This window comes from Streptomyces sp. NPDC054834 (assembly GCF_053611185.1).
Map to the genome: position 1 here is coordinate 21,652 of NZ_JBSGZV010000034.1, position 24,839 is coordinate 46,490.

The following is a 24,839-nucleotide window of genomic DNA, read 5'->3' on the forward strand; positions in this document are numbered from 1 at the left end:
AGGCGGCGGCGAATGAGAGGGTCAATGGACACGCACTCACCGGAAGGGGCAGGGATGACTCAGGCGGTCACCAACTGGGCGCGCAATATCACCTACACGGCCGAGGAGTTGCACCGTCCGCACTCGCTCGACGCGCTCCGGGCCCTGGTGGCCGGGAGCACGAAGGTGCGGGTGCTGGGCAGCGGGCACTCCTTCAACGCGATCGCCGACCCGGGCGCCGACGGCGTCCTGCTGTCGATCGCCGGTCTCCCGCCGGTGCTCGAAGTGGACACCGCGGCCCGTACGGTATGGGTCTCGGGCGGTGTGCGGTACGCGGAACTGGCCCGCGCCGTCCACGCGCACGGCCTCGCGCTGCCCAACATGGCGTCGTTGCCGCACATTTCGGTGGCCGGTTCGGTGGCGACCGGCACGCACGGCTCCGGGGTCGGCAACGGGCCGCTGGCCGCGGCGGTGCGCGCGGTGGAACTGGTCGCCGCGGACGGCTCGACGGTGACGTTCACGCGCGGGGAGGAGGGCTTCGACGGCGCGGTGACCTCCCTGGGAGCGCTGGGTGTGGTCACCGCGCTGACCCTGGACCTCGAACCGGCGTACGAGGTGGAACAGCACCTGTTCACTGAACTGCCGTTGGACGGGCTGGACTTCGAGGCGGTGGCGGGGTCCGCGTACAGCGTGAGCCTGTTCACCGACGCCCGGGCGGCCGGTTTCCGGCAGGTGTGGGTGAAGCGGCGCACCGACCAGGCGCCGGTGGACTTCCCCTGGGCCGCGCCGGCGACCGTGGCGCTGCATCCGGTGCCGGGCATGCCTGCGGAGAACTGCACCGAGCAGTTCGGGGTGCCGGGGCCGTGGCACGAGCGGTTGCCGCACTTCCGGGCGGAGTTCACGCCGAGCAGCGGGGCGGAGTTGCAGTCGGAGTATCTGCTGCCGCGGTCGTCCGCCCTCGATGTGCTGTATGCGATCGACGGAGTACGGGAGACCGTGGCCCCCGTGCTCCAGACATGCGAGGTGCGGACGGTCGCCGCCGACCGGCAGTGGCTGAGTCCGGCGCACGGGCGGGACTCGGTGGCTGTCCACTTCACCTGGGTCGAGGACGCCGCGGCGGTGCTGCCGGTGGTGCGGCGGGTGGAGGAGGCGCTGGACGCCTTCGATCCGCGGCCGCACTGGGGGAAGGTGTATGCAATGTCCGCATACGATATCCGTCGACGGTATGCACGCCTCGCCGACTTCCTGGCGCTGGCCCACTCCCTGGACCCCACCGGCAAGTTCACCAACGCCTTCGTGCAGGATGTCCTCGGCACCTGAAGAGCGGCGGACTTTATAAAGCCCCTTTCCTAACCCCTTGTCGAAAGTCCTCGGCACGCCATAGCCTTGCGCCGCGCCGGTGCCCGTCTCGCCCGGCACGGCCTGGCAGCGATGGGAGGGGCAGCCTTCGTGAAGCGCACATCACGGGACATCCGCACCGCGAACCGCTACGAGGTGCTGCGCCAGATCATCGCCGAGTCGCCCACCTCCCGGCAGGAGCTGGCGGCCGCCACCGGGCTGAGCCTGGCCACGGTCGCCACGCTCGTCGGCGAGCTGCTCGAGCTGCGGATGATCACCGAGGTCGGCTTCGAGGACTCGGCCGGGGGCCGCCCCCGGGGACTCGTGGCCGTCAACGCCTCGGGGGGCGCACTGATCGGCGTGGACATCGCCGAGACGTACGTCCACGTGGAGCTCTTCGACCTCGCGCTGAACGTGCTCGCGCGCGCCGACGAGGAAATGCGCCCCGGTGAGAGCCTGCCGGAGCAGGTGGTCAACCATGTCGCCGCCGCCGTCGGTTCCGTGGTCGCGCAGGCCGGCATCGAGGGCGCGCGGGTGCTGGGCGTCGGGGTGAGCGTGCCGGGGCAGGTGGACCGGGACACCGGCATCTCGGAGTACGCGCCCAACTGGGACTGGCACGACGTACCCCTGCTCGACCTGCTGTCCGAGGTCATCGCCTACCCCCTCTACCTGGACAATCCGCTGCGCGCCGGCGCGGTCGCCGAGATGTGGTTCGGGGCGGCACGCGGGCGCGGGGACGCGGTGGTGGTCAACCTCGGGACCGGTGTCGGCGCGGGGCTCGCGCTCCATGGCGGGCTGTACCGGGGAGTGAGCAACAGCGCCGGCGAGTGGGGCCACACCACGCTCGTCCTGGACGGGCGGCTGTGCCGCTGCGGCAACCACGGCTGTGTGGAGGCCTACGTCGGCGCGCCCGGCATCATGCTGAACCTGCGGGAGCTGAGCCCGCAGAGCCCGCTGCTGCACCCCGAGGACCAGACCGCCACCATCGACGCGCTGGCCCGCGGCGTGGACGCGAACGATCCCGTAGCCCTCAAGGTCGTCCGGGAGACGGCCCGTTACATCGGCGCGGGCATCGCCAACCTGGTCAACGTCCTCAACCCCGAAGTGGTCGTGCTCAGCAGCTGGGTCGCCCGCAGGCTCGGCGAACCTCTGCTGCACGAAGTGCGCGAGGCCGTCGGACGGCACGCGCTGAGGCGGCCGTTCGCCGCTACCGAGATCGTCCTCTCCCCCATTCCCACCGATCCGGCCTGCCTGGGCGCGGCGACCTTCGCGCTGGAAGGTGCCCTTCAGTCGGTGGGACAGAGGACTGCGAAACGCACCACCCCCGCAAGGAGCCGTACCGCACCACCTTCATGACGACGGAAGGGATGCACATGCCTCGCCCCCACCGCAGCAGACCGGTCCTTCTGACCGCCGCGGCCGCGCTCGCCGTCGCGGGCCCCCTGATATCCGCCCCGCCCTCGTCGGCCGCCACCCCCACTGCGGCCGAGGTCTCCCCCCACGCGGCCCAGACCATCGACGACATCGGCGCATCGGGTGCCTGGTGGGTCAACGACCTACAGCACTTCACACCCGAGGTGCAGGCCCGGGTGGCGAAACTGCTGTTCTCGAAGCAGGGCCTGGACCTGAGCTCGTACCGCTACAACATCGGCGGCGGAGGCGTCGCGGTCACCACCCCGGCCCGCGCCGCCGAGGACTTCCTGAACTCCGACGGCTCCTACGACTGGCGCAAGGACAAGGGAGGCCGGACGTTCCTCGAGTACGCCGCGAAGTACGGCGTCGAGGACCTGATCGGCTTCGTCAACAGCGCGCCCGCCCAGTGGACGACCAACGGGCAGAGCTGCGGCGGACAGCTGAAGGCCGGGAACACGGCCGACTTCGCCACGTACATGGCCGACGTCACGGCCCACTTCGCCGAGCGGGGCGCGAAGCTCGACCACATCAGCCCCTTCAACGAGCCGGACAACGACTTCGGCAGCTGCGGCCAGGAGGGCATGCAGGTACCGCCCGACCAACGCGACGACATCGTGAGGGCGTTGGGGGCCGAGCAGCGGACCCGGCATCAGAAGACCGGCATCATCGCCGACGAGTCCAGCAGCACCGTCCAGTTCACCACCGAGGTCCCGCGGTGGATCTCGCAGCCCGGCACCGCGCAGTACGTGTCGGCGCTGGCCCACCACACGTACAACAACCCGAACGACGGCCAGCTGGGCAACGTCTACGAGACGGCGAAGACGGCCGGCAAGAAGTCCTGGGCGACCGAGATCTGCTGCTTCGGCAAGGGCACCACGGGCTGGAACCAGGAGTACGACCCGACCATCGACAACGCCCTGCTGATGTCGAGGATCATCTACAAGGACTTCGCGAGCTCCCACGACTCGGCGTTCCAGTGGTGGGTGGCGCTCGCGAGCGGGTACGGCAGCGACCCGTCCGCGAAGAACGACGAGGGCTGGAACGACGGCCTGATCTACTACGACCCCGACTACGCGACGAACGGCAACCAGACGCTGTACTTCACCAAGCGGTACTACGCGCTCGGCCAGTACAGCAAGTTCGTGAAACCGGGCTCGGTCGCGCACAACGTGACCGGGGCACCGGCCGGCGTGGAGGTGTCGTCGTACGACCGCGACGGCAAGTGGGTCGTCGTGGTCAACAACCACAACACCACGGACGCCGCGCTGAACCTGCACTTCAACAGCAGGACGCCGGTACGGGCCAGGCAGGCCGTCCGCACCTCGGCCACCGAGAACTGGGCGGACGTCGCCAAGCCGTCCGTCAGCGACGGCACGGTGTCCGCGACGCTCGCCGCGCGCTCGGTCACGACGTACGTCTTCGACCAGAGGGGCCACGGCGGTTCGGCCGTGACCGGCGCCTGGCAGGGCGAGCAGTCCGGCAAGTGCCTGACGGCGGACGCCTCCGGGGCCGCGATCGGCACCTGCACCGGCGAGGCCGGGCAGTCGTGGTCGTACGACGCCAAGGGCACCCTGAAGGGCGCCAACGGGTACCTCACCGCCGGTGCTTCGGGCCTGACGACGTCCCCCCAGTACACCGGCGACGCGAGCCAGCGCTGGCTCCTGAACGCCAACGGCCAGATCCTGAGCGAGGCGTCGGGCAAGTGCCTGGACGTCAGCGGACAGGCCACCGCCGACGGCAGCAAGGTGATCCTCTACAGCTGCAACGGCGGCTCCAACGAGGTCTGGGACAAGGCCTAGTCACCCCCTGACCGAGGGCCGCCGGCCAGCCCCCTGACCCGGCGGCCCTCATCTCTCCCGCGCCCTGCCCCTGTTCGTGATCCCGAACCGGACACAACGCTTCGAACAGACTTCGTCCAACCCCTTGCCGAAGCCTTAGCCGAAGGTTAACGTCCCGCACCGCAGCAGCAATTCGGGCCATCGAGCCCTCGAGGCATCCGGCGCTGAAGCAAAGAGCCGCAGCACCACTCGACAAGACAAGGACGTCAGCATGTCGGCAATGAGCAGCAGTAACTGGGACCGCCGATCCATATTCCGGGCCGCCGCGGGCCTGGCCGCCGCCGGCACGCTGGCCGCGTGCGGCGGCAACAACGGCCGGGGCGGCGGCAGCGGTTCGGGCAAGCAGCTCACCCAGTTCTTCCACGCCTACGGCGAGGCGGGCACCCAGCAGGCCCTCAAGCGGTACGCGGCGGCCTACAAGGACGCGAACGTGACCACGCAGTGGATCACCAGTGCCGACTTCGAGAGCAAGCTCTTCGCCACGCTGCTCACCAAGAACGCTCCCGACCTGTTCGAGTTCCACCCGCAGATCCAGATGGTCAAGAGCGGCCAGGTGGCTGACCTGAGCGACATCATCGACCCGGTCAAGGACGACTTCAACCCGGCCGACATCACGTCGCACACGGTCGACGGCAAGATCTACGGCGTCCGGATGATCGACGACCCGCAGTTCTTCTTCTACCGCAAGTCGATGCTGGAGAAGGCGGGCGTCAAGCCCCCGACCACGTTCGACGAGCTGATGGAGGCCGCCGCCAAGCTCACCACCGGCAAGGTCAAGGGCCTGTACATCGGCAACGACCTGCACGCGGTCATCAACCCGATGATCTGGTCGGCGGGCGCCGACACCCTCGACGACAAGAACCAGATCGCCTACCACACGGACGGCGTCGTCGAGGGCATCAAGAAGATGCGCAAGCTGTTCACCAGCGGCCACCTCCTGCTCGGCGCCCCGACCGACTACTGGGACCCGTCGGCGCTCAACCAGGGCCTGTGCGCCATCCAGTTCTGCGGGATGTGGGCGATGCCGCAGTTCCAGCAGGCGCTCGGCGACGACTGGGGGATCTTCCCCTTCCCGAAGGTCACGGACAACGGCAAGCAGTCCGTCTACAACGGCGGCTGGTCGATGTTCGTCAACGCCAAGGGCAAGAACGTGGACGCGGCCAAGGAGTACGTGAAGTGGCTGTGGATCGAGCAGAAGAAGTACCAGGAGGACTGGGCCACTTCGTACGGCTTCCACATTCCGCCGCGCAAGTCCATCGCCGCCACCGCCACCAAGCTCAAGTCGGGCAACGCGGCCGAGGGCGTCAAGCTCTTCAACGAGTTCGGCCACTTCGACAACATCGGCTGGACCCAGGCCATGATCACGGCGCTGGAGGACGTCTTCGCCGACTCCGTCCGCAAGGGCGGTGACCCGGAAGCCTCCCTCGACAAGGCCGACAAGGCGGTCAACCGCGAGCTGAAGAAGCTCTTCGGATAGGCCGCGGACGGAACTGCACCATGTCGACGACCACGACGCGCGACCTCGCGCACCCGGCCCCGGCGAAGCCTGTGAAGGCCAAGCCGCGGCGGGGTCTGCGGGCCAGCAGCACCTTCAACTTCTGGCTCTTCTCCGCCCCGTTCCTCATCGGGCTGGCGATCTTCGTCTACGTCCCGATCGTCTGGAGCATCTACCTCAGCTTCTTCGAAGCCCGCTTCACCGTCACGCCGAGCAAGTTCATCGGCTTCGACAACTACCACTTCATGCTGACGAACTCGGACTTCGTCGGCTCCCTGGGCACCTTCACCGTCTTCGCCGCGTTCATCGTGCCCACCACCTGGGCGTTGTCGCTGGGCCTGGCCGTGATGGTGAACCGGCTCAGGTTCATGCGGGCGTTCTTCCGCTCGGTCTTCTTCCTGCCCACCGCGTGCAGCTACGTCGCCGCCGCACTGATCTGGAAGATGTCCATCTTCAACGGCGTTCGCTTCGGCCTGGCGAACACGGTCCTCGGCTGGTTCGGGGTCGACAACATCGCCTGGCTGATCACCCCCGACCCGCCCTGGTACTGGCTGGTCATCGTGACCGCCCGTCTGTGGCTCCAGTCCGGCTTCTACATGATCCTGTTCCTGGCCGCGCTCCAGAACATCCCACAGGAGCTGTACGAGGCGGCCGCCATCGACGGCGCCAAGCCGGGCTGGCAGACCTTCCGGCACATCACCCTGCCCCAGCTGCGCGCCACCTCGACCGCGGTGATCCTGCTCCTGCTCATCGCCGCCTACCAGGCCTTCGACGAGTTCTTCAACCTGCTGTCGAAGACGACCTGGGGCCGCCCGCCGCTGGTCGAGCTCTACTACCGCGCCCTGGGCGAGAACCAGGACTACGGGGCCGGCAGCGCGGGCGCCGTCATCCTGACCGTGCTGATCTGCGTGATCACCCTGTTCCAGGGCAAGATCATGGGCTTCGGAAGGGGGGACGAGTCCAAGTGACCACCACCGCACCAGAGACCGACAAGAGCGCGCCGCCGTCGAACCGGCCCCGCCGCACCAGGCGCGGGGGCGGCGTCATGGGCAACACCGGCCTCTACACAGCCGTCGGTGTCGCCGCCTTCCTGTTCCTGATCCCGTTCTACATCCTGGTCCGCAACGCCCTCTCCACCGACCCCGAGATCACCGGAGAGCACTGGCAGATCTTCCCCACGCACCTTCAGTGGGGAAACCTCAGCGAGCTGTTCAACGACCCCATGGTGCCCTTCGGCCGGTCGCTGCTGAACTCCGCGCTCGTCGCCGTCCTGCACACCAGCGGCGTCCTGCTGATCTGCTCCCTCGCCGGTTACGCCCTGGCCCGCATCCCCTACAAGCACGCCAACAAGGTCTTCTACGCGGTCCTCGGCACCCTGATGGTCCCGACCGCCGTGACCTTCGTCCCCAGCTTCGTGCTGGTGTCGTCGCTCGGCTGGGTGGACAGTTACCGGGGTCTGATCATTCCGGGCCTGTTCAGTGGTTTCACCTGCTTCCTGTTCCGGCAGTACTTCCTGGGGTTCCCGAAGGAGCTGGAGGAGGCGGCACGCGTGGACGGGCTCGGCTACTGGGGCGCGTACTGGCGTGTCGTGGTGCCGAACTCGCTGAACTTCTTCGCGGCGATCGCCACCATCACCTTCATCAGCGGCTGGAACTCCTTCCTGTGGCCGCTGGTCATCGGCCAGAGCCCGGACGCGTGGACCGTGCAGGTCGCGCTGTCCAACTACATGACCAACCAGACCGTCGTCTTCCACACGATCTTCATGGCCACCGCCATTTCCATCCTGCCCCTGGTGTTCGTGTTCCTCTTCCTCCAGCGCTGGCTGGTGCAGGGGATCGCGCAGACCGGTATCAAGGGATGAGCTAGGAGACCGATGTCTTTCCGCACCACAGCCGTCGACTACGTCGAGGACGTCTCACCCGGCAACGGGGCGCTGCCGCCCCGCGCCCGGTATGCCACGTCGGACGCGAGAACCCTGTCCCTGAACGGCAGTTGGCGGTTCCGTCTGTCGGCGACGGCGGGCGCCGAGGACGACACCTTCGCCGAGCCGGGGTACGACGCCGACGGCTGGGCGGAGGTATCGGTCCCGGGCCACTGGGTGCTCCAGGGCGGCGGCCGTTTCGGATCCCCCGCCTACACCAACCACCTCTACCCGTTCCCGGTCGACCCGCCGCGCGTGCCGACCGAGAACCCGACCGGAGACCATCTGCGCGTCTTCGATCTGCCCGAGGACTGGGACCTCGAGGAGGGCGGCGCGGTACTCCGCTTAGACGGTGTGGAGTCCTGCGCCCGGGTCTGGCTGAACGGCACGGACATCGGCGAGTTCAAGGGATCCCGGCTGCCGCACGAGTTCGCGGTCGGCCATCTCCTGAAGACCGTCGGCAATGTACTGGCCGTCCGTGTCCACCAGTGGTCGGCGGGCTCGTACCTGGAGGACCAGGACCAGTGGTGGCTGCCCGGCATCTTCCGGGACGTCACCCTGCTGCACCGGCCGGCCGGTGCCGTCCTGGACCACTTCGTCCGCGCCTCCTACGACCACGCCGGCGGGGTGGGCACCCTGCGCGTCGACTCCGACGTGGACGGCCGGGTCACCGTGCCGGACCTCGGCATCGACGTCGCGACCGGTGAGTCGGTGACGGTGCCGGTCGAGCCGTGGTCGGCGGAGACCCCGAAGCTGTACGACGGTGTGCTCGCCACCGAGGGCGAGCGGGTGCCGCTGCGCATCGGCTTCCGCACGGTCGAACTGGCCGACGGCCTGATCAAGGTCAACGGAAAGGCCGTCCTGTTCAAGGGCGTCAACCGGCACGAGTGGCACCCGGAGAAGGGCCGGGCCCTCGACCTGGAGACCATGCGCGAGGACGTGCTGCTGATGAAGCGGCACAACATCAACGCCGTCCGCACCTCCCACTACCCGCCGCACCCGGCCTTCCTCGACCTGTGCGACGAGTACGGGCTGTGGGTGATCGACGAGTGCGACCTGGAGACCCACGGCTTCACCGAGCAGGACTGGCGGGACAACCCCGTCGACGACGACCGCTGGACCCCGGCGCTGCTGGACCGCGCCGCCCGCATGGTGGAGCGCGACAAGAATCATCCGTCCGTCGTCATCTGGTCCCTCGGCAACGAGGCCGGAACCGGCCGCGGCCTGACGGCCATGGCCGAATGGATCCGCGGCCGGGACGCCTCACGCCTCGTGCACTACGAGGGTGACATCGACTGCCGTGACACGGACATGTACTCACGGATGTACGCCGACCACGCCGAGGTCGAGCGGATCGGCCAGAGGCTGGACGGTGGCACCCACAAGCGCCGTGAACTGCCTTTCATCCTCTGCGAGTACGGGCACGCCATGGGCAACGGCCCCGGCGGCATCGCCGACTACCAGCAGATCTTCGAGTCGTACGACCGGCTCCAGGGCGGCTTCATCTGGGAGTGGATCGACCACGGCGTCAAGGACGAACGGTACGGCTTCGCGTACGGTGGCGACTTCGGGGAGGAACTGCACGACGGCAACTTCGTCTGTGACGGGCTGCTCTTCCCCGACCGGCGGCCCTCCCCCGGTCTGGCCGAGTACAAGAAGGTGATCGAGCCGGTCCGGATCGAGGGCGACCTCGCCGACGGGACGGTACGGATCGCCAACAGGTACGACTTCGCCGACCTGTCGGCGCTGGCCTTCGAGTGGTCGTACCAGGTGGACGGCGAGACGGTCGAGTCGGGCGCGCTGTCCGTTCCGGTGCTCGCGCCGGGGGAGTCGGCGGATGTGAAGCTGCCGGAACCGCCCGCGACGAGGAGCGGCGAGGCATGGTGCACGGTACGGGCGGTGCTCGCCTCCGACACCGCCTGGGCGCCGAAGGACCATGTGGTGGGCTGGGGCCAGTTCCCCGTCTCCGCCCGGCAGGCGCCGTCCGTCGCCGCGACCGCCGGACCGGTACCCGGCGACCGGCTGATCACCCTGGGCCCGGGCTCCTTCGACGCCCGCACCGGAGCGCTGCGGTCGGTGGGCGGGGTGGAGGTCACCGGGCTGCGCCTCGACGTGTGGCGGGCGACCACCGACAACGACGACGGCGCGGCCTGGCAGACGGACATCCGCTACGGCCAGCTGTGGCGGAAGTTCGGCCTGCACCGCATGCGGCACCGTCTCGATGCTGTGGAGGCCGGCGACGACGCGCTCACCGTGCGCACGCGGGTGGCGCCGGCTGCCTGGGAGGTGGGCCTGTCGACGGTATACCGGTGGACGTCCGACGGCAGTCGTCTACAGCTGACCGTGTCCGTGGCGCCGGAAGGCGACTGGACGGTGCCGCTGCCCCGGCTCGGCGTCCGCTTCGGGCTGTCCGGCGCGGACACCGACGCGGTGACGTGGTTCGGCGGCGGTCCCGGCGAGGCGTATCCGGACACCCGGGCGGCGTCGATGGTCGGCCGCTGGCAGTCGACGGTCGACGGTATGCAAACACCGTATGTCCGTCCGCAGGAGAACGGCGCCCGCGCCGACGTCCGCTGGGCGGAACTCGGCGGACTGCACATCGAGGGCGACCCGGCCTTCTGGTTCACCGCCCGGCGCTGGACCACCGAGCAGCTGGACGCCGCCGCCCACCGTACCGACCTCACCCGGGGTGAGACGGTGTGGGTCAACCTGGACCACGGCCAGCACGGCATCGGCTCGCAGTCCTGCGGCCCGGGCCCGCTGCCGCGGTACTACCTGCTCGCCGAGCCCGCCGAGTTCTCCTTCGTCTTCTCGGAGGCGGGTGGACCGGCTGGGTCCTGACGCACCCGCGGCGTCCTGACGCACGACCCCACGCCCGCGTACGACCACGCGCCCGTAAAAAGAGTGGCGCAGGTGACGTACGCGGGTGTGGGCTTGTTCCATCCCGTCTTCCGTCCCCCCTCCCGTCCCATCCGTTCCGGCTGCCGAAGGAGAAACGTGTGGCCATGAATGTGACCGGTAACATCGAGGTCCGCGGTCTCTCCCGCACCTTCCACACCACCGTCCGCCGCCCCGGTTTCGCGGGAGCCATCAGATCCCTCGTCAACCCCGAGCGGGTCGCCAAGCACGCCGTCTCCGACATCTCCTTCGACGTGGCGCCGGGTGAACTCCTCGCCCTGCTCGGCCCGAACGGCGCGGGCAAGTCGACCACCATCAAGATGCTGACCGGCATCCTCACCCCGACCGCCGGCGAGGCGCGCGTCGCGGGCGTGGTGCCGTACGAGGAGCGCGAGCGCAACGCCCGCAACATCGGGGCGGTGTTCGGGCAGCGCACCCAGCTGTGGTGGGACCTGCCGGTGCGGGAGTCGTTCGCGATCCTGCGGGACATCTACGAGGTGCCGAAAGCCGAACACGCGGTACGGCTGAAGGAATTCGACGAGCTGCTGGATCTGTCCACCTTCTGGGACACCCGGGTGCGCCACCTCTCCCTGGGGCAGCGGGTGCGCTGCGACCTGGCGGCCGCACTGCTGCACGATCCGCCGGTCGTCTTCCTCGACGAGCCGACCATCGGCATGGACGTCGTGGTCAAGGAGCAGGTCCGCGAGTTCCTCCGGTACCAGGTCGCCGAGCGCGGCCGTACCGTGCTGCTGACCACGCACGACATGACCGAGGTGGAGCGGCTCGCGGAGCGGGTGGTACTGGTCAACCACGGGCGGCTGGTGCTGGACGGCACGCTGGACGAGATCCGCCGGAAGTTCGGCTCGACGTGGCAGGTGCGGGTGACGCTCGCGGATCCGCACGCGGAGATCGTGCCGCTGCCGGGCATCACGGTGGTGCGGCGTGAGGGCCCGCAGGTGGTGTTCGGCCCGGAGGACTCCGCCGCGCCGACGGTGCACCAGGCGCTGAAGCTGGTCGTCGAGCGGTACGAGGTGACGGACATCGCCCTCGACGAGGCCGATCTGGAGGACGTCATGCGGGCCGCCTACGTGCACGCCGAGGCGGTGTGACATGGCCTTCCCCGTCGCCTGGCGCGCCGCCCGCGTCACCCCGCTCGGCGAGCTGTACACCCCGCCCCGCGTCACGGCCGCCCTGCTGCGGCTGACCGTCCAGGTGGTGCTGGTGGCGTCCCTGTGGCGCGGCCTGTACGCGCACACGGGTACGACGGCCGGGCTCACCCGGGACCAGGCGGTGACCTACGCCGTACTGGCCGTACTCGCCTCCCGGCTGCGGGAGCTGGACCAGTACGCGGCCCGGGACACGGTCGTGCAGCACCTGCACTACGGCACGATCGTGTACTGGTACCTGCGTCCGCTGCCGCCCCACCGCTACTACGCGCTGCGTGCGCTGGGCGAACAACTGTACGGCTTCGCCTGGGCGTTCGCCGGATATGTGATCTGCCTGGCGGCCGGCGTGGTCGCGCCGCCCGGGTCGGCCGCGGTGGCCGCCGTGTTCGCGCTCAGCCTGCTGCTCGGGCAGTGGGTGCTGCACTACGTCATGCTGCTCATCGACCAGTTGTGCTTCTGGACGCTGCGCAACGACGCCGCCATCCTCATCCTGATCTTCGCGCAGAACCTGCTGTCCGGGGTGTACGCGCCGCTGTGGTTCTTCCCGCACTGGTTCGTGGTGCTGAGCGGTTTCCTGCCCTTCCAGGCCACGCTGAGCGTGCCGCTGTCGCTGTACGTGGGCCGCATCCCGCTGGCGGACGCGGGTGCCCAGCTCGCCGTCCAGGTGGGCTGGGTGGTGGCGCTGCGGTTCCTGACCCGGTTCCTGTGGCGGCGGGCCGGCCGCCGTGTCGTCTCGCAGGGAGGCTGATGCCCGTGAACGCCGTCCGGATCGCCTGGCGCGTCACACGTCTCAACTTCCGCGCCCAGCTGGAGTACCGCACCGAGTTCCTGATGATGATCGCGATCGGGGCGGTCTGGCAGGTGTCGGTGATCGTCTTCGCGACGGTGCTGCTGACCCGGTTCACCGGCATGGGCGGCTGGGACAGCTCCGACGTCCTCCTCATCCCGGCCACCCGCATGCTGGCGCACGGGCTGTTCGTGCTGTTCCTGGGCCGGATGCACGGCCTGGGCCGGCACATCCAGGAGGGGAAGATCGACGGGTATCTGCTGCGGCCGATGCCGGTGCACCGCCAGATCCAGCTCCAGTTCTTCCCCACCAACGCCATCGGCGACCTGACGGTGGCCGCGGGCCTGATGGCGGGCGCCCTGGGCCGCAGCCACCTGGACTGGACGGCCGGCCGGACCACCTACCTGATCGCGGCCGTCCTCGGCGGAATGCTCCTGGAGGCGGCCCTGTTCACGGTGGTCGCCGCGGCCTCGCTGCGCTTCCCGGCGGCCGGCTATTGGGGCCGCTGGCTGGAGGAACTGCTCGGCACCTTCGGCAGCTACCCGCTGAACGTCCTGCCGAAGGCGGTGGGCGGCTTCCTGACCTACGGCCTGCCGCTCGCGTTCGTCGCCTACTTCCCGGCGGCGGTGCTCACGGGCCACGGCCACCACGCCGGTGCCCCGTACTGGCTGGCCGCCGCGTCACCGCTGCTCGGTGCCCTCGCGTACCTGCTGTCCCGGCTGCTGTGGCGGTGGAGTCTCGATCACTACACGGGGGTGAACGGATGAAGGCGGTCGCGGAGACGTCGTCCGGCTTACGGGCCCGGCTCGCGGTCGGTCTGGTCTTCGTCGTCCTCGGCGGCACGCAGGGCGGCTGGATGGCCCGGATCCCCGCGATCCGGGACGCGGTGGGTCTGGACTCCGCCCGATGGGGGCTGGTGAGCAGTTCCTCAGCAGCCGGGGACGTGGTGGCGCTGGCACTGGTCACGGTCCTGATCGGCCGGGTCGGCAACCGCCCGCTGAGCCTGGCGGCGGCCGTCCTGGTGCTGGTCAACGCGCCCCTGCTGGCGGGCGCGTCGACCGTACCGGCGCTGGTGGCGGGCCTCGCGGTGTGGGGGCTGTCGGCGACCTTCCTCGCGACTCCGGTCAACGCCCTCGCGGTCGCGGTGGAACGGCGGGCCGGCCGCCCCCTGTTGTCCGGTTTCCACGCCTCGTACAGCTGCGGGGTGCTGGCGGGCGGCGCCCTGGGCACGCTCGCGGCGGCCACCGGTGTGTCGCCGGGCGTGCAGATGGCGGTGAGCAGCGGGGTGCTCGGCGCGCTGCTGATGGCACTGGGCGGCGCGCTGCCGGAGGAGACGGAGGACAGGGTGAGGGAGGAACGGCGACCGCTCAGGCGCCGTTTCAGCCCGCAGTTGCTGCTGCTCGCCGGTGTCGCGTTCCTCGGGTCCTTCATCGAGGGGGCGGCCTCGCAGTGGAGTTCGGTGTATACAGCCGACTACCTGCGCGAAGGATCGGCGTTCGGCGCGGCGACGTACACCTGCTTCTCCGTCGCGATCCTCGTCGCCCGTCTGCTGGGCGACCGGTTCGTGGCCCGGCTGGGCCGCCGTGCCTTTCTCCGCCTGACCCTGCTGACGGCGGCAGTGGGCGCGACGCTGCCCGTGGTCCACCCGGGTCTGGCGACCGCGCTGGCCGGGTTCACGGTGGTGGGTCTGGGCATCGCATGCGCGCTGCCCGGTGTGATCGCGCTGGCGGGGCGGCAGCCCGGGATGCCGGCCGGCGAGGCCCTCTCGGTCGTCACGATCGGCCAGTGGCCGGGCTTCCTGCTCGCCGGTCCGGCGGTGGGGCTGCTCGCCGGGGCGACGAGCCTGCGGGTGGCGCTCGGCGCGCTGGTGGTGGCGGGTGCGGGCGCCGCGCTGCTGGCGGGGCGTGCGAGAGTCCCCGCATGACCGACACGCCTCTGCCGCCGCCTTACGCCGACGAAGCCGCCCTGTGGAGCCGGCTGGCCGCCCTGCTGCCCGATCCGGTGGACGTGGACGAGGTGCGGGGGGCTTGGGACATCGGGGAGCAGGAGGGCGGGCTCACGGCGCTGGTCGAGAAGATCCACGAACAGGGCTTGGCGGTGGCCGAGCCGGCGCGGGCCGAACTGGCGGTGATGGCCGGGCAGTGGGGCGTGTGGGACAGGCTCGGGCCGGACATCGCCCGGTGCGGTCCGGCGCCGGAGGCAGGCGGGCTGCGGGTTCTCCCGGACGACGCCGGTGACCCGATTCCCGCCCGGTCCGTGCTGCCGGACCCTCCGGTGCCGGACCTGTTCCTGGTCCCGTGGATCAGCTGCGCCCGCTGCGGCCGGGTCCTGGCCCGCGGCCACCAGCGGGAGGAGTGGGGGCTGCTGTCGTACCTCCCGCTCTGCTACGTCGTGTTCGCCTCCGGTGGGGGCCCCGCACCCCGGGTGTACGACCAGGAGGAGCGCGGCGCCGCATGGTCGGCGCTGGCCGCCCTGAGGGCGGGCTGTCCGTAGGCCCCGACCGGCGTCCCGGCAACCTTCCGTGCGGCGGCGGTGACTCCAAGGCGATGCACCGCACCCGCCCACCGCCGCCGTCGCCGCGTCCTGCGCCCGCTGCCGCTCGCCGCGCGGGCGTGCTGGTCGCCGCGGCCGCGTACACGCTGCCGCAGCTCACACCGAACGCGTCGGCGGCCACCACCCTGCGCGGCTACGCCGACGCGCGGGGCGTACGGATCGGCGCGGCCGTGGGCGACACCCCGCTGGAAGGGCTCGGCCCCCGGGTAGAGGGGCGCGAGCCCGGTGTCTATGGCGTCCCAGCCGGGAGCCTCTGCGGTGTCCGTCACCCCGTCATGATGGTCGAGGCCGGCCGTGGGGCGGGGCGCCGGGACGGCGGTGGGACCGGTCCGGATGTCCCGTTCCGATCATTCACAGTTTCCCCAACTACCCTTGTGCGCCATAGCTGTTGGCACCAACCTGAGGATCGTTCATCTTCCTCCCACTCTCCCCCGACCGGAGACACCCCCACCATGAGAAGACTCATCGGCACCCTCGTCGCCGGCACACTCGCCCTGGCCGGGCTCTCGGCCGCGGCAGCCGCTCCGGCCCAGGCGGACTCCGCCGCCACGTCGGGCACCTTCAACGTGCTGACGTACAACGTCGCGGGCCTCCCCGAGGGCCTGAGCTCCAGCCACCCGGCGGCCAACACGCCCCTGATCTCCCCCAGGCTGGCGCCCTACGACATCGTGAACGTCCAGGAGGACTTCAACTACCACGCGGCCCTGTACGCGGGCGACGACCATCCCTACCGCACCGCGACCAGCGGCGGCGCGGGCATCGGCGACGGTCTCAACACCCTGTCCCGCTACCCCTTCGACGACTTCGAGCGCGTCAAGTGGAACGACTGCACGGGCACCAACTGCCTGACCCCGAAGGGCTTCACACTTGCCCGGGTGCGGCTGGCCGAGGGGGTCTACGTCGACCTGTACAACGCCCACCCCAACGCCGACGACACCGACGACGCGCTCGCCGCCCGCCGTGCGAACATCAAGCAGCTCTCCGCCTTCATCCAGGCGAACTCGGCGGGCAACGCGGTGATCGTCATGGGTGACACGAACACCCGCTACACGCGCACCGGCGACAACATCCGCACGCTCGTGGACGACAACGGGCTCACGGACGCCTGGGTGAAGCTGGTCAAGGGCGGTACGGCCCCGGCGCTGGGCGCGGACCCGCTGCTGTGCCCCACGTCGGCCCCGACGAACGACTGCGAGGTGGTCGACAAGGTCCTCTACCGGAGCAGCCCGCTGGTGTCCCTGGCCGCGACCCGCTACAACGACGAATGGGCGTCCTTCCTGGACTCCTCCGGCGGCAACCTCTCCGACCACTTCCCGCACACCGTCGGCTTCTCCTACACCCTGAACTCCAAGCTGCGGGCCAGTGACTTCTTCGGCGGTCCGCACGGCACGGCCTTCAACGACGCCGACGACCTGCCGTCCGCCGTGTCCCCCCGCACCCTGACCCTGCGCGGCGGCGCCCGCCTGGACGCGGTGTCCCTGACCCACGACGGCGGTACGGTCCTGTCCCACGGCGGTGCGGGCGGCACGGCGGCCTCCCTGGCCCTCGCCTCCGGCGAGCACCTCACCTCCGTGAAGCTGACCGAGGGCCAGAAGGACGACCGCACCCGGATCTTCTCGGCCGCGTTCACGACGGACAAGGGCCGCAGCCTCTCCGCCGGCACGGCGACCGCCGACGCCACCACCTTCACGGCCCCGTCCGGCTGGCAGATCGCCGGCTTCACCGGCCGCGCCGGCGACGAGATCGACAAGCTGGGCGTCCTGTACGCGCCGATCGGCTGAACCCGCCGAACCTAGATGCCCTAGGATTGCCCCTAGGCAACCTAGGAGGTGTCGCATGGCTCGCGTCGGACTCACCGCCGACCGCCTGGTGGCGGCCGCGGCCGAGCTCGCCGACGAGGCGGGGTTCGAGAACGTCACCCTGTCGGCGCTGGCCCGCCGCTTCGGCGTGAAAGACGCGAGCCTGTACTCGCACGTCAGGAACCTTCAGGACCTGCGCACCCGGCTCGCGCTGTACGCGGGCGCCGAACTGGTCGACCGGATCGCGGCGGCCGTGGCCGGCCGGGCCGGGAAGGAGGCGCTGGCCGCCTTCGCGGGCGCGTACCGGGAGTACGCCCTCGAGCGGCCCGGCCGGTACGCGTCCACCCAGATCCGCATCGACCAGGATCTCGTCGCCGACTCCCCCGCCATGCGCCGCACCGCCGAGGTCACCTACGGCATGCTGCGCGCCTACGGCCTCGACGAGCCCGACCTCACCGACGCCGTACGCCTGCTGCGCAGCACCTTCCACGGCTACTGCGCCCTGGAGTCCACCGGCGGCTTCGGCGCCTCCCGTGACGTACAGGCCTCCTGGGACAGGGCGATCGACGCCCTGCACGTCGCCCTCACGCACTGGCCACGGGAGAGGAACAGCCATGACTGAACCGCACTACGACGTCACCGGCAGCGGGCCCGTCCTGCTCGTCGTCCCCGGCGGGGCCGGGCATCCGATGGGGCTCGGCCCGGTCACCGAACGGCTGGCCGAGCGATTCACGGTGGTGACGTACGACCCGCTCGGCCTCGCCCACGGACGGCTCGGTTCCCCGGTCGCCGACCAGCGGCCGGCGGACTGGAGCGAGGCGGCGCACGCGGTGCTGGAGGAGGTGCTCGCGGCGGACGAGTCCGCGTACGTCCTCGGGACCAGCTCCGGCGGGATCGCGGTCCTCGACCTGCTCGCCCGGCATCCCGGGCGGCTGCGGCACGTGGTGGCGCACGAGCCGCCGTGCGTGACGCTGCTGCCGGACGGGGCGCAGCAACGGGCCCGGCTGATCGAGGGGTTGCGAGCCGGGCAGGCGTCGGCCGAGGGGCCCATGGCGGTCTTCCTCGCCCATGTCCTGGAGCCGTTCACCTCGTACGCGCCGGCCTTCACCGCCTCCCCCGGCCGCCTCACGGTGGCCGCCGGGGCCGGCTCCCGGGGTCAAGTCCTGTACGACACGGCCGTGTCGGTGGCCGAGCGCACCGGCGGCGCCTTCACCGAGTTCCCCGGCGGGCACCTCGGCGCGCTCGAGCATCCCGTGGCGTTCGCCGACCGCGTCGCGGAAACGCTGATTCCGGTGGACGCCCCAGGGGCACCGCTGACCACTTAGACTGGAAGCTTCGCGGGTGCCACGTGCCGCCCTGGGGGAGGGAGCGCGCCTTGTCCCAACAGCAGCTCGGACGCGGGCCATTGAGACCCCCCGGCGCCGCCCCCGTGCCCCCGGACGGCACCGGCTCGCCCCCGGCGCGTTTCGTCGGCTGGCTGGGCAGTCTGGGCTGCGCGGCCGCCGGGTACGGGGTGTTCCAGTTCCTGTTCGGGGTGCTGCCCGACTCCCTCGGCGGGGAACTCGCCAAGTGGCTGGTCTCCGGGGTGAGCGGGGTCGGTACGGGTCTCGCGGCCTGGCTGGCGGCGGCCCTGCTGAAGGCGCGCTCCGCCGGGCCGGGCCGGGCCGCCCCGGTGACCGTACGGGCGGCGACCGCCGCGTCCGGTCCGCTGCCCGGGGTGTTCGCCGCCGCGTACGAGACGCTGGTCGACCAGGTGAGGGTGGTCGACGACCCGGCCCGGGGGCGGCTGACCGGCTGGACGCACTCGCTGGGCGAGACCACCCCGTGGCCGCCCACGCCCGTCGGTACCGCGTACGGCCTGCACATCATGCTCGACCTGGGTATGCCGGACGGGCGGCTGAGCACCGGCGACCTGGTGGACACACTGTGGCGCCTCAGGCTGCCCGGTGGTGGCTGGTCGGCGCGCTCGCAGGGCTCGGAGGCGCGTCCGGAGGTGACGGCGCTGGTGCTGGGCGCGCTGGCCCGGGCGGGCTCCTCCGGTGAGCGGCTCGCCGCGGAGGTGACCCGGTGCATCGCCGCGTTCACCCGGGAACTCGACCCGGCCGGGCGGGAGTCCACGCACGTCGTGACGACCGTACTGCGCGGGCTGCTGCGCGCGGCGCCCCGCTCGGCGCTGTTGCCGCCGTTGCGGGAGGCGCTGGTGGACGGCGCGATCGACGACGAGCGCCGTGAGCACCTGCGCTGCTGGGGCTACCGGCTCCACCCGCCCTACGGCCCGCCGTCGCCGCTGCACACGGCGCAGGCGGTGGTCGCCCTGGACCGGGCGGCCCGGGTGCTCGGCGAGACGGCGGGGGCGCGGGCGGCCCGCCAGGACGGGGTCCGCTGGCTGCTGGCCTGCCCGGACGCGCGGCACCACGTCTGCCTGGACGTGGAGAACCTGCGCGAGGAAGTCCGCCGGACGCGCACCGACGACCCCACCCGCCAGGAGGTGCTGAACGTACGGCACTTCACCGCGTCCTGGATGGTGCGTGCCCTGCTCACCCCGGGCGCCTGCGAGGTGGCCCGCGCGGACGGGCTCCAGGCTCAGTGGCGGGAGCGGCTGGACGGCGCGGTCGCCGCCGTGTGGGCCGGGCAGTCGGGCGGCATCTGGAGCTGGGGCCGGGGCGACGGCACCGAGCTGCGCCGGCCCATGTGGATGACGTATCAAGGGCTTTCGGCGCTGCGGGCGCATGCCGTATGGATGTATCAGCCGGTCGAGTGACCGTTGGCGAAGTGGGGTGTGCATGGGCGGTCGGCAGGTCCTGGCGGCGCGGCGGCTGCTGGCCGAGACGCTGGACGGTGAGCTGACCGAACACGCCACGGTGGGCGCCGCCCGAGCGGTGGTCGCCGAACTCGGGGCGCACGAGCGGCTGTTGGAGCTGATCGCCGAACTCGCCTCGGGTGAGGGCGATCCGGAGGGCTGTGCCGGACTGTCGTACCGGCACGTCCTCGGCTTCGACAAGCTGCTGCTGATCGACGGCGGGCCCCGGCACAAGTTGCGCGCCCATGTGTGGCATCCGTCGGCGGCGGGACCCGGCAAGGAGGACGTGCACAACCACCGTTCGCCGCTGGCCTCCCACATCGTGCGGGGCAGACTGGCGATGGAGTTGTACGAGGCCTGGGCCGGGGAGGGCGGGATCGGCGCCGACCGTTATGAGGAGTCCCTCGCCGACCGATCGGCCGACTGGCTGCTGCGGCCGGCCGGCCGGGCCCGGCTGCGGCTGACGCACGTGGGGCAGTACGCGGCGGGCAGTTCCTACGCCCTGCCCGCGCACACCCTGCACCGCGCCTGGTGCGACACGGACGCGCCGACGGTGACGCTGTTCCTGGAGACGGGCGCCGGCCGGCGGCGCCACACCGATGTGTTCACGGCGGCCGGTCCGCATCCGGGGGCGGTGCCCAAGGTGCCGCTGGACGTGGGCGACTACCTGGCCGCGCTCGGCGATCTCGCGGAGCTGCTCAGGAGTTCGTGAGGGCCTGGCGCACGACGTCGAGGTTGTAGTCGTCGATGTCGACCGTGGACAACGCGGCGGGTGCCAGCCAGGCATACGCCTGATCGGCCTCGGGCAGGGTGACGAGCCGGGTGAGCGGCCTGACCAGGAAGTTGGCCTGCCAGTTCTTGACCTCGTGCCCGCGGTAGTCGCTGACGAAGGACGACTCGCCGACCCGGCGGACGACCTCGCCGAGCAGCCCGGTCTCCTCCTTCAGCTCGCGCAGGGCGCCGTCCACCGGGCTTTCGCCCGGCTCCAGCTTCCCGCACGGCACGCCCCACACCCGCGGCAGGAACCGCTCCCGCTCGCTGCGGCGCACCAGGAGCACCCGCCCCTGTTCGTCCATCACGACGGCGGCCGCCAGTCGCCTCTCGCCGGGGATCTCCATGTCCATGGTTCCTCGGTCCCTCGCCGGTGATGAGTCCAAAGGGTCTGATACCCCAGAAAGCCTCCACCGTACCAGGACAGGGCGAACGGGGCTGTGCCGTCGCTCTCAGCCCGGCCGGCGCCCCAGTGCCTGTACGGCGTCGTACGAGGGCGTCGTCCCCGGCGGTGTGCGCCCGCCGGCGATGTCGGCCATCGCGTCCAGCGCGGCGCCCAGCGCGCGGCGGTAGAGCAGGGAGCCGAGGCTGATCCGGCTCACCCCGAGTTCGGCGAGGTGGGCGACGGTGGGCCCGGCCGGTGAGTAGAGGATGTTGAGGGGGACGTCGAGGTGCCGTACCAGGGCGGTGATCCGCCCGGGGTCGGTCAGGCCGGGGACGAACACCCCGTCGGCACCGGCCTGTCGGTAGGCGTCCAGGCGGGGCAGCGTGCCCTCCCCGTCGGCCAGCCAGTACGTGTCCGTGCGCGCGTTCACGAAGAGGCCGGGCGCGGCCGACTTGGCCGCCGCGATCTTCGCCGCGTGCCGGTCGGCCGGCCCGTTGCCGTCCTCCAGGTTGATCCCGACGGCGCCGACGGCCCACAGCTCGCGCGCCGACTCCCCCACCTCGTCCGGGTCGTCGCTGAAGCCGCCCTCCGCGTCCACGGACAGCAGGAACGGCCCGGTGCCGAGGGTGAGGGCGAGCCGCAGGGTGTGCTCGCGGGTGGCGGCGGCACCGTCGGGCAGTCCCGCCGCAGCCGCGACGGCGAGGCTGGTCGTACCGATCGCCGCGTAGCCCTGGGCCGCGAGGGCCGCCGCCGAGGCATGGTCCCACGCGTTGGGCAGGAGCAGGGGCTCGCCCGGGCGGTGCAGCTCGGCGAACCCTGTCATGCCTGTCGTGGCCGTCACGACAGGTCTCCCACGGCGTCGGCGTAGTAGGTGGACCCGTTCAGGTGGTGGGCGAGTTCGCGGAAGCTCCAGCCCTCGCCGGGCGAGGCGTCGAGCTGCTCGTCGGTCAGCGCGTCCAGGCGGTGTGCCCAGATGCGGGCGAGGCGGGTGAGGCGACTGCGGGCCTCGTCGAGGTCCTCGGCGGTGAAGGGTGCGAGGTCGGCGGCGGTGGTGATCGCGGAGGCGTGCCAGTGGTCGGGCTGGGGCTGGGCGCCCGCCAGCCGGGACTCCAGTTCCGCCAGGTGGTCGACCAGGTGGTCGGCCACCCGGCGGATCGCCTTGTGCGGGGTGTAGACGCGGTCGTCGACGGGGGCGGGGGTGCCGTCCCAGGCGGTCCAGGTGGCGGCCAGGGCGAGGACGTGGTCGACCATGGCGGTGACGTGCCGGGCGAGGGTGTCGGGTGCGGCGACGGAAGTCGTGACAGGTGCCGTGCCGGGTGCGGTGTCGGTCATGCTTCGAACGCTAGGCGCGGATCACTTCGGTCCCGGCCGAAGTATCCGCGCCAGATGTCCGCGCCGTGCCGGTCCTACTGAGCGCGTTCCCCCGCGCTGCGCTCCACGCAGAACTCGTTGCCCTCCGGGTCGGCCAGGAGCGCCCAGCCCGTGCCGTCCGGCCTGCGGTGGTCGGCGACCAGCGTGGCGCCAAGCGCGAGCAGCCGCTCGACCTCCTCGTCACGGGTGCGGTCCTGCGGCTGGAGGTCCAGGTGGACGCGGTTCTTGACGGTCTTGGCCTCCGGCACGGTGACGAAGAGCAGTCCCGCGCCCTCGATCAGCGCCTCTGGGTCGCCCGGATGATCGTCGTCGTGCACGGGCAGTTCCAGGACCTGGGACCAGAAGGTGGCGAGCACGTAGGCGTCGGCGCAGTCGACCGTGATGTGACGGATCTTGGAAGTCATGGGCGTGATTCTTGTCGATGCCTGAGGAAAGGGTGACGGAATTTCGGCAACCTTCCCGGGTCCGGCGGCGGCCCGGGCAGACATCTGCACGACGCACGACACGTCACCACCGGGGCGGCATCAAGGACGGCACGCTCACCTGGGCCTACGCACCCGTCGCACCCTCCTACAGCACCAGGCTCACCGGGGCGTCACCGACCACGACGAGCCTGCGGATCGCCCGTCTGACGCCGTGAACCAGAAGGACCTAGGCGGGCCCGCCGCCCACTGGACCACCAGCTCATGGCTCCCCCGCACCTCCACGGTGACCAGTTCCGTCAGGTGCGGGGGCGCCGGCTCGGCGGTGAGGCGGGACAGGGCGACGAAGAGGGTCGCCTCCTCGCCGGTCACGCCGTCGAGGTCCTCCGAGAGCCCCACGGCTGCCGCGAGTTCGGCCCGTGCGCCCTCCGGTGCAGCCCAGCCCGTCACCCGCACGGGCGTCCCGGGAGCCGCGCCCGCCACCAGGTGCGCCCGCACCTCGGCCGCTCCCTCGGCCACCACCAGGCTGGTCACCGTGATCCCGTCCCGGACGGTGTGCCGGGAGGCGGCCCAGCCGTCCCCGACACCCAGCGGCACGATGTCCGTACGGCTCGCGTCGCCGCCGACGATCACGCTGTTGTCCGGCCGGTCGCCGTGGGCGCCGGCGGGCGCCGTCGCGGTGGAGTAGGCGAGCCGCGTGTAGTACGGGTCGTAGCGGACGTCCTCGCTGCCGTGGTTGTGCAGCCGGACCAGGCCGTCCGAACGCGTCGACTGGAGCAGCCAGTTGGGGGCGGTGACCGGGGTGACCGCGTCCGCGCGCTCTGCCGGGCCAGGCTCCTCGGCCGCCGTCCACACCTCGTGTTCCGGGGGCAGCAGCAGACCGAGGAAGCCCTTGCTCGCCCAGTACGGCGACGCGGGCCCCGAATAGCCCTGGAGGACCGCCTCGTCGGGGCCGTGCCAGCCGAGGCTCAGCAGACCCCGGTCGTCGGCCGCTCCCCGGTCCAGGAAGTACTTCAGCGCTCCCGACGCCAGCCTCCGCGTCTCCCCCGACGCCAGCGGCGTACGTCCCGTGAGCGCGCCCAGCCACAGCGGGGCCGTCGTCGCGAAGCGGTACGTGAGGGAGCGGCCCTGGTGCATCGGGGCGCCGTCGGCGCCGAACAGCCGTGCGTAGTCGGCGAGGTGGGTTTCGAGGCGGCCGCCGTAGAGGTCGAGGAGGCCGGGGTCGTCCGCGAGCCAGGCGTGCAGCACCGGGTAGAGGTGCATGGCCCAGCCGTTGTAGTAGTCGAACTTGCGGCCGTCGCCGTCGGTGTACCAGCCGTCCCCGACGTACCACTGCTCGATGCGCTCCAGGCCGTGGTCGATGGCCTTGCGGGCGGCGTCGGGCTCGTGGCCGATCTCCGCGAGGAAGCCGCCCACGGTGACGGGGAACAACTCCCAGTTGCACGGCCAGGGTTCGGCGGTGAGCGCGTCGGCGAGCCAGTCCGCGGCCCGCTGCCGTACGGCGTCGTCCAGGCGGTCCCACAGCAGCGGGCGGGTCAGGCGCAGCGCGAGCGCGATCGACGCGGCCTCGACCAGGGGCTGGCCGCGGTCCTCGATGCGGGGCCAGACGCCCGCGGTGCCGGCGGCGAGGCCCTCGGCGTAGCGGCCGAGCGCGGTCTCGTCGCGGCGGAAGGCGGCCAGCAGGAGGGTGCGGGCGTACCCCTCCAGGCCGTCGGAGAGACGGCCCGACCAGCTCTCGCGCTCGCCGGGCAGGTGGTACAGCGCGCGGTCGGGGGTGGCGTACGGTTCCACGGCGGCGAGCAGGGCGTCGGCGGCGGCCTCCCAGTGCGCGCGGGTGTAACCGGTGCGGGGGCTGAGGGCGCGGTCGTCGGCGGGCAGGTGCATCAGGTTCCTTCCAGGGCCC

The 24,839-nt window shown here is 71.3% G+C and carries 22 protein-coding genes; 17 read left to right on the plus strand and 5 right to left on the minus strand.

What is annotated here, in order from left to right:
- Positions 1-54: 54 nt before the first annotated feature.
- From ACWGJM_RS33995 to ACWGJM_RS34075, 17 genes are all read left to right on the plus strand, one after another.
- Positions 55-1,299: an FAD-binding protein gene (locus ACWGJM_RS33995; RefSeq protein WP_453415607.1), complete on the plus strand. Its 1,245-nt coding sequence runs from the start codon at positions 55-57 to the stop codon at positions 1,297-1,299.
- Between the two features lie 129 nt (positions 1,300-1,428).
- Positions 1,429-2,673 (plus strand): ROK family transcriptional regulator, encoded by a 1,245-nt coding sequence (locus ACWGJM_RS34000; RefSeq protein WP_453415608.1) that lies wholly within the window; start codon positions 1,429-1,431, stop codon positions 2,671-2,673.
- Positions 2,674-2,684: 11 nt separating this feature from the next.
- Positions 2,685-4,529, plus strand: coding sequence for a glycoside hydrolase (locus ACWGJM_RS34005; protein ID WP_453415675.1), 1,845 nt, complete (start codon positions 2,685-2,687; stop codon positions 4,527-4,529).
- 250 nt (positions 4,530-4,779) lie between these two features.
- Complete coding sequence (locus ACWGJM_RS34010; protein ID WP_453415609.1) at positions 4,780-6,045, plus strand: ABC transporter substrate-binding protein; 1,266 nt, start codon at positions 4,780-4,782, stop codon at positions 6,043-6,045.
- 20 nt (positions 6,046-6,065) lie between these two features.
- Complete coding sequence (locus ACWGJM_RS34015) at positions 6,066-7,031, plus strand: carbohydrate ABC transporter permease (protein WP_453415610.1); 966 nt, start codon at positions 6,066-6,068, stop codon at positions 7,029-7,031.
- The gene (locus ACWGJM_RS34020) at positions 7,028-7,924 is read left to right on the plus strand and encodes a carbohydrate ABC transporter permease (RefSeq protein WP_453415611.1); all 897 of its coding nucleotides are present in this window, start codon (positions 7,028-7,030) and stop codon (positions 7,922-7,924) included. The genes ACWGJM_RS34015 and ACWGJM_RS34020 overlap by 4 nt, the downstream gene beginning before the upstream one ends.
- Positions 7,925-7,936: 12 nt before the next feature.
- Positions 7,937-10,825: a glycoside hydrolase family 2 TIM barrel-domain containing protein gene (locus ACWGJM_RS34025; RefSeq protein ID WP_453415612.1), complete on the plus strand. Its 2,889-nt coding sequence runs from the start codon at positions 7,937-7,939 to the stop codon at positions 10,823-10,825.
- A 164-nt stretch (positions 10,826-10,989) separates the two neighbouring features.
- Positions 10,990-11,991 carry an ABC transporter ATP-binding protein gene (locus ACWGJM_RS34030; protein WP_453415613.1) on the plus strand — a complete coding sequence of 334 codons (1,002 nt, stop codon included), beginning with the start codon at positions 10,990-10,992 and terminating at the stop codon, positions 11,989-11,991.
- A gap of 1 nt (position 11,992) precedes the next feature.
- Positions 11,993-12,796, plus strand: coding sequence for an ABC transporter permease (locus tag ACWGJM_RS34035; protein WP_453415614.1), 804 nt, complete (start codon positions 11,993-11,995; stop codon positions 12,794-12,796).
- A complete protein-coding gene (locus ACWGJM_RS34040) occupies positions 12,796-13,602 on the plus strand; it encodes an ABC transporter permease (protein WP_453415615.1) in 807 nt (268 codons plus the stop codon). The genes ACWGJM_RS34035 and ACWGJM_RS34040 overlap by 1 nt, the downstream gene beginning before the upstream one ends.
- Entirely contained in the window at positions 13,599-14,759 is a 1,161-nt protein-coding gene (locus ACWGJM_RS34045) for an MFS transporter (protein ID WP_453415616.1), read from the plus strand. Before ACWGJM_RS34040 ends, ACWGJM_RS34045 begins: the two co-directional genes overlap by 4 nt.
- Complete coding sequence (locus ACWGJM_RS34050) at positions 14,756-15,328, plus strand: hypothetical protein (RefSeq protein WP_453415617.1); 573 nt, start codon at positions 14,756-14,758, stop codon at positions 15,326-15,328. The genes ACWGJM_RS34045 and ACWGJM_RS34050 overlap by 4 nt, the downstream gene beginning before the upstream one ends.
- 512 nt (positions 15,329-15,840) lie before the next feature.
- Positions 15,841-17,169 carry a jacalin-like lectin gene (locus ACWGJM_RS34055; RefSeq protein WP_453415618.1) on the plus strand — a complete coding sequence of 443 codons (1,329 nt, stop codon included), beginning with the start codon at positions 15,841-15,843 and terminating at the stop codon, positions 17,167-17,169.
- Between the two features lie 55 nt (positions 17,170-17,224).
- The gene (locus ACWGJM_RS34060) at positions 17,225-17,809 is read left to right on the plus strand and encodes a TetR/AcrR family transcriptional regulator (protein WP_453415619.1); all 585 of its coding nucleotides are present in this window, start codon (positions 17,225-17,227) and stop codon (positions 17,807-17,809) included.
- Entirely contained in the window at positions 17,802-18,512 is a 711-nt protein-coding gene (locus ACWGJM_RS34065; RefSeq protein WP_453415620.1) for an alpha/beta fold hydrolase, read from the plus strand. The genes ACWGJM_RS34060 and ACWGJM_RS34065 overlap by 8 nt, the downstream gene beginning before the upstream one ends.
- A 50-nt stretch (positions 18,513-18,562) precedes the next feature.
- Complete coding sequence (locus tag ACWGJM_RS34070; protein WP_453415621.1) at positions 18,563-19,948, plus strand: hypothetical protein; 1,386 nt, start codon at positions 18,563-18,565, stop codon at positions 19,946-19,948.
- Between the two features lie 22 nt (positions 19,949-19,970).
- Positions 19,971-20,699 (plus strand): hypothetical protein, encoded by a 729-nt coding sequence (locus ACWGJM_RS34075; protein ID WP_453415622.1) that lies wholly within the window; start codon positions 19,971-19,973, stop codon positions 20,697-20,699.
- Here ACWGJM_RS34075 and ACWGJM_RS34080 read toward each other — a convergent pair.
- From ACWGJM_RS34080 to ACWGJM_RS34100, 5 genes are all read right to left on the minus strand, one after another.
- On the minus strand, positions 20,686-21,111 hold the full coding sequence (locus ACWGJM_RS34080) for an NUDIX hydrolase (protein WP_453415623.1): 426 nt from the start codon (positions 21,109-21,111) through the stop codon (positions 20,686-20,688). The two genes, ACWGJM_RS34075 and ACWGJM_RS34080, sit on opposite strands and share 14 nt — an antisense overlap.
- Positions 21,112-21,210: 99 nt before the next feature.
- On the minus strand, positions 21,211-21,966 hold the full coding sequence (locus ACWGJM_RS34085) for an isocitrate lyase/PEP mutase family protein (protein WP_453415676.1): 756 nt from the start codon (positions 21,964-21,966) through the stop codon (positions 21,211-21,213).
- Positions 21,967-21,980: 14 nt separating this feature from the next.
- Positions 21,981-22,475, minus strand: coding sequence for a hypothetical protein (locus ACWGJM_RS34090; RefSeq protein WP_453415624.1), 495 nt, complete (start codon positions 22,473-22,475; stop codon positions 21,981-21,983).
- Positions 22,476-22,549: 74 nt separating this feature from the next.
- A complete protein-coding gene (locus ACWGJM_RS34095) occupies positions 22,550-22,918 on the minus strand; it encodes a VOC family protein (RefSeq protein WP_453415625.1) in 369 nt (122 codons plus the stop codon).
- Between the two features lie 180 nt (positions 22,919-23,098).
- Entirely contained in the window at positions 23,099-24,820 is a 1,722-nt protein-coding gene (locus tag ACWGJM_RS34100; protein ID WP_453415626.1) for a DUF2264 domain-containing protein, read from the minus strand.
- Between the last annotated feature and the right edge of the window lie 19 nt (positions 24,821-24,839).

Coding starts and splice junctions, on each gene's coding strand:
- ACWGJM_RS34010 (WP_453415609.1), top strand. CDS start 4,780: ATGTCGGCAATGAGCAGCAGTAACTGGGACCGCCGATCCATATTCCGG.
- ACWGJM_RS34045 (WP_453415616.1), top strand. CDS start 13,599: ATGAAGGCGGTCGCGGAGACGTCGTCCGGCTTACGGGCCCGGCTCGCG.
- ACWGJM_RS34060 (WP_453415619.1), top strand. CDS start 17,225: ATGGCTCGCGTCGGACTCACCGCCGACCGCCTGGTGGCGGCCGCGGCC.
- ACWGJM_RS34055 (WP_453415618.1), top strand. CDS start 15,841: ATGAGAAGACTCATCGGCACCCTCGTCGCCGGCACACTCGCCCTGGCC.
- ACWGJM_RS34015 (WP_453415610.1), top strand. CDS start 6,066: ATGTCGACGACCACGACGCGCGACCTCGCGCACCCGGCCCCGGCGAAG.
- ACWGJM_RS34075 (WP_453415622.1), top strand. CDS start 19,971: ATGGGCGGTCGGCAGGTCCTGGCGGCGCGGCGGCTGCTGGCCGAGACG.
- ACWGJM_RS34035 (WP_453415614.1), top strand. CDS start 11,993: ATGGCCTTCCCCGTCGCCTGGCGCGCCGCCCGCGTCACCCCGCTCGGC.
- ACWGJM_RS34040 (WP_453415615.1), top strand. CDS start 12,796: ATGCCCGTGAACGCCGTCCGGATCGCCTGGCGCGTCACACGTCTCAAC.
- ACWGJM_RS34080 (WP_453415623.1), bottom strand. CDS start 21,111: ATGGACATGGAGATCCCCGGCGAGAGGCGACTGGCGGCCGCCGTCGTG.
- ACWGJM_RS34030 (WP_453415613.1), top strand. CDS start 10,990: ATGAATGTGACCGGTAACATCGAGGTCCGCGGTCTCTCCCGCACCTTC.
- ACWGJM_RS34085 (WP_453415676.1), bottom strand. CDS start 21,966: ATGACAGGGTTCGCCGAGCTGCACCGCCCGGGCGAGCCCCTGCTCCTG.
- ACWGJM_RS34005 (WP_453415675.1), top strand. CDS start 2,685: ATGCACATGCCTCGCCCCCACCGCAGCAGACCGGTCCTTCTGACCGCC.
- ACWGJM_RS34090 (WP_453415624.1), bottom strand. CDS start 22,475: ATGACCGACACCGCACCCGGCACGGCACCTGTCACGACTTCCGTCGCC.
- ACWGJM_RS34065 (WP_453415620.1), top strand. CDS start 17,802: ATGACTGAACCGCACTACGACGTCACCGGCAGCGGGCCCGTCCTGCTC.
- ACWGJM_RS34050 (WP_453415617.1), top strand. CDS start 14,756: ATGACCGACACGCCTCTGCCGCCGCCTTACGCCGACGAAGCCGCCCTG.
- ACWGJM_RS34100 (WP_453415626.1), bottom strand. CDS start 24,820: ATGCACCTGCCCGCCGACGACCGCGCCCTCAGCCCCCGCACCGGTTAC.
- ACWGJM_RS34025 (WP_453415612.1), top strand. CDS start 7,937: ATGTCTTTCCGCACCACAGCCGTCGACTACGTCGAGGACGTCTCACCC.
- ACWGJM_RS34095 (WP_453415625.1), bottom strand. CDS start 22,918: ATGACTTCCAAGATCCGTCACATCACGGTCGACTGCGCCGACGCCTAC.
- ACWGJM_RS33995 (WP_453415607.1), top strand. CDS start 55: ATGACTCAGGCGGTCACCAACTGGGCGCGCAATATCACCTACACGGCC.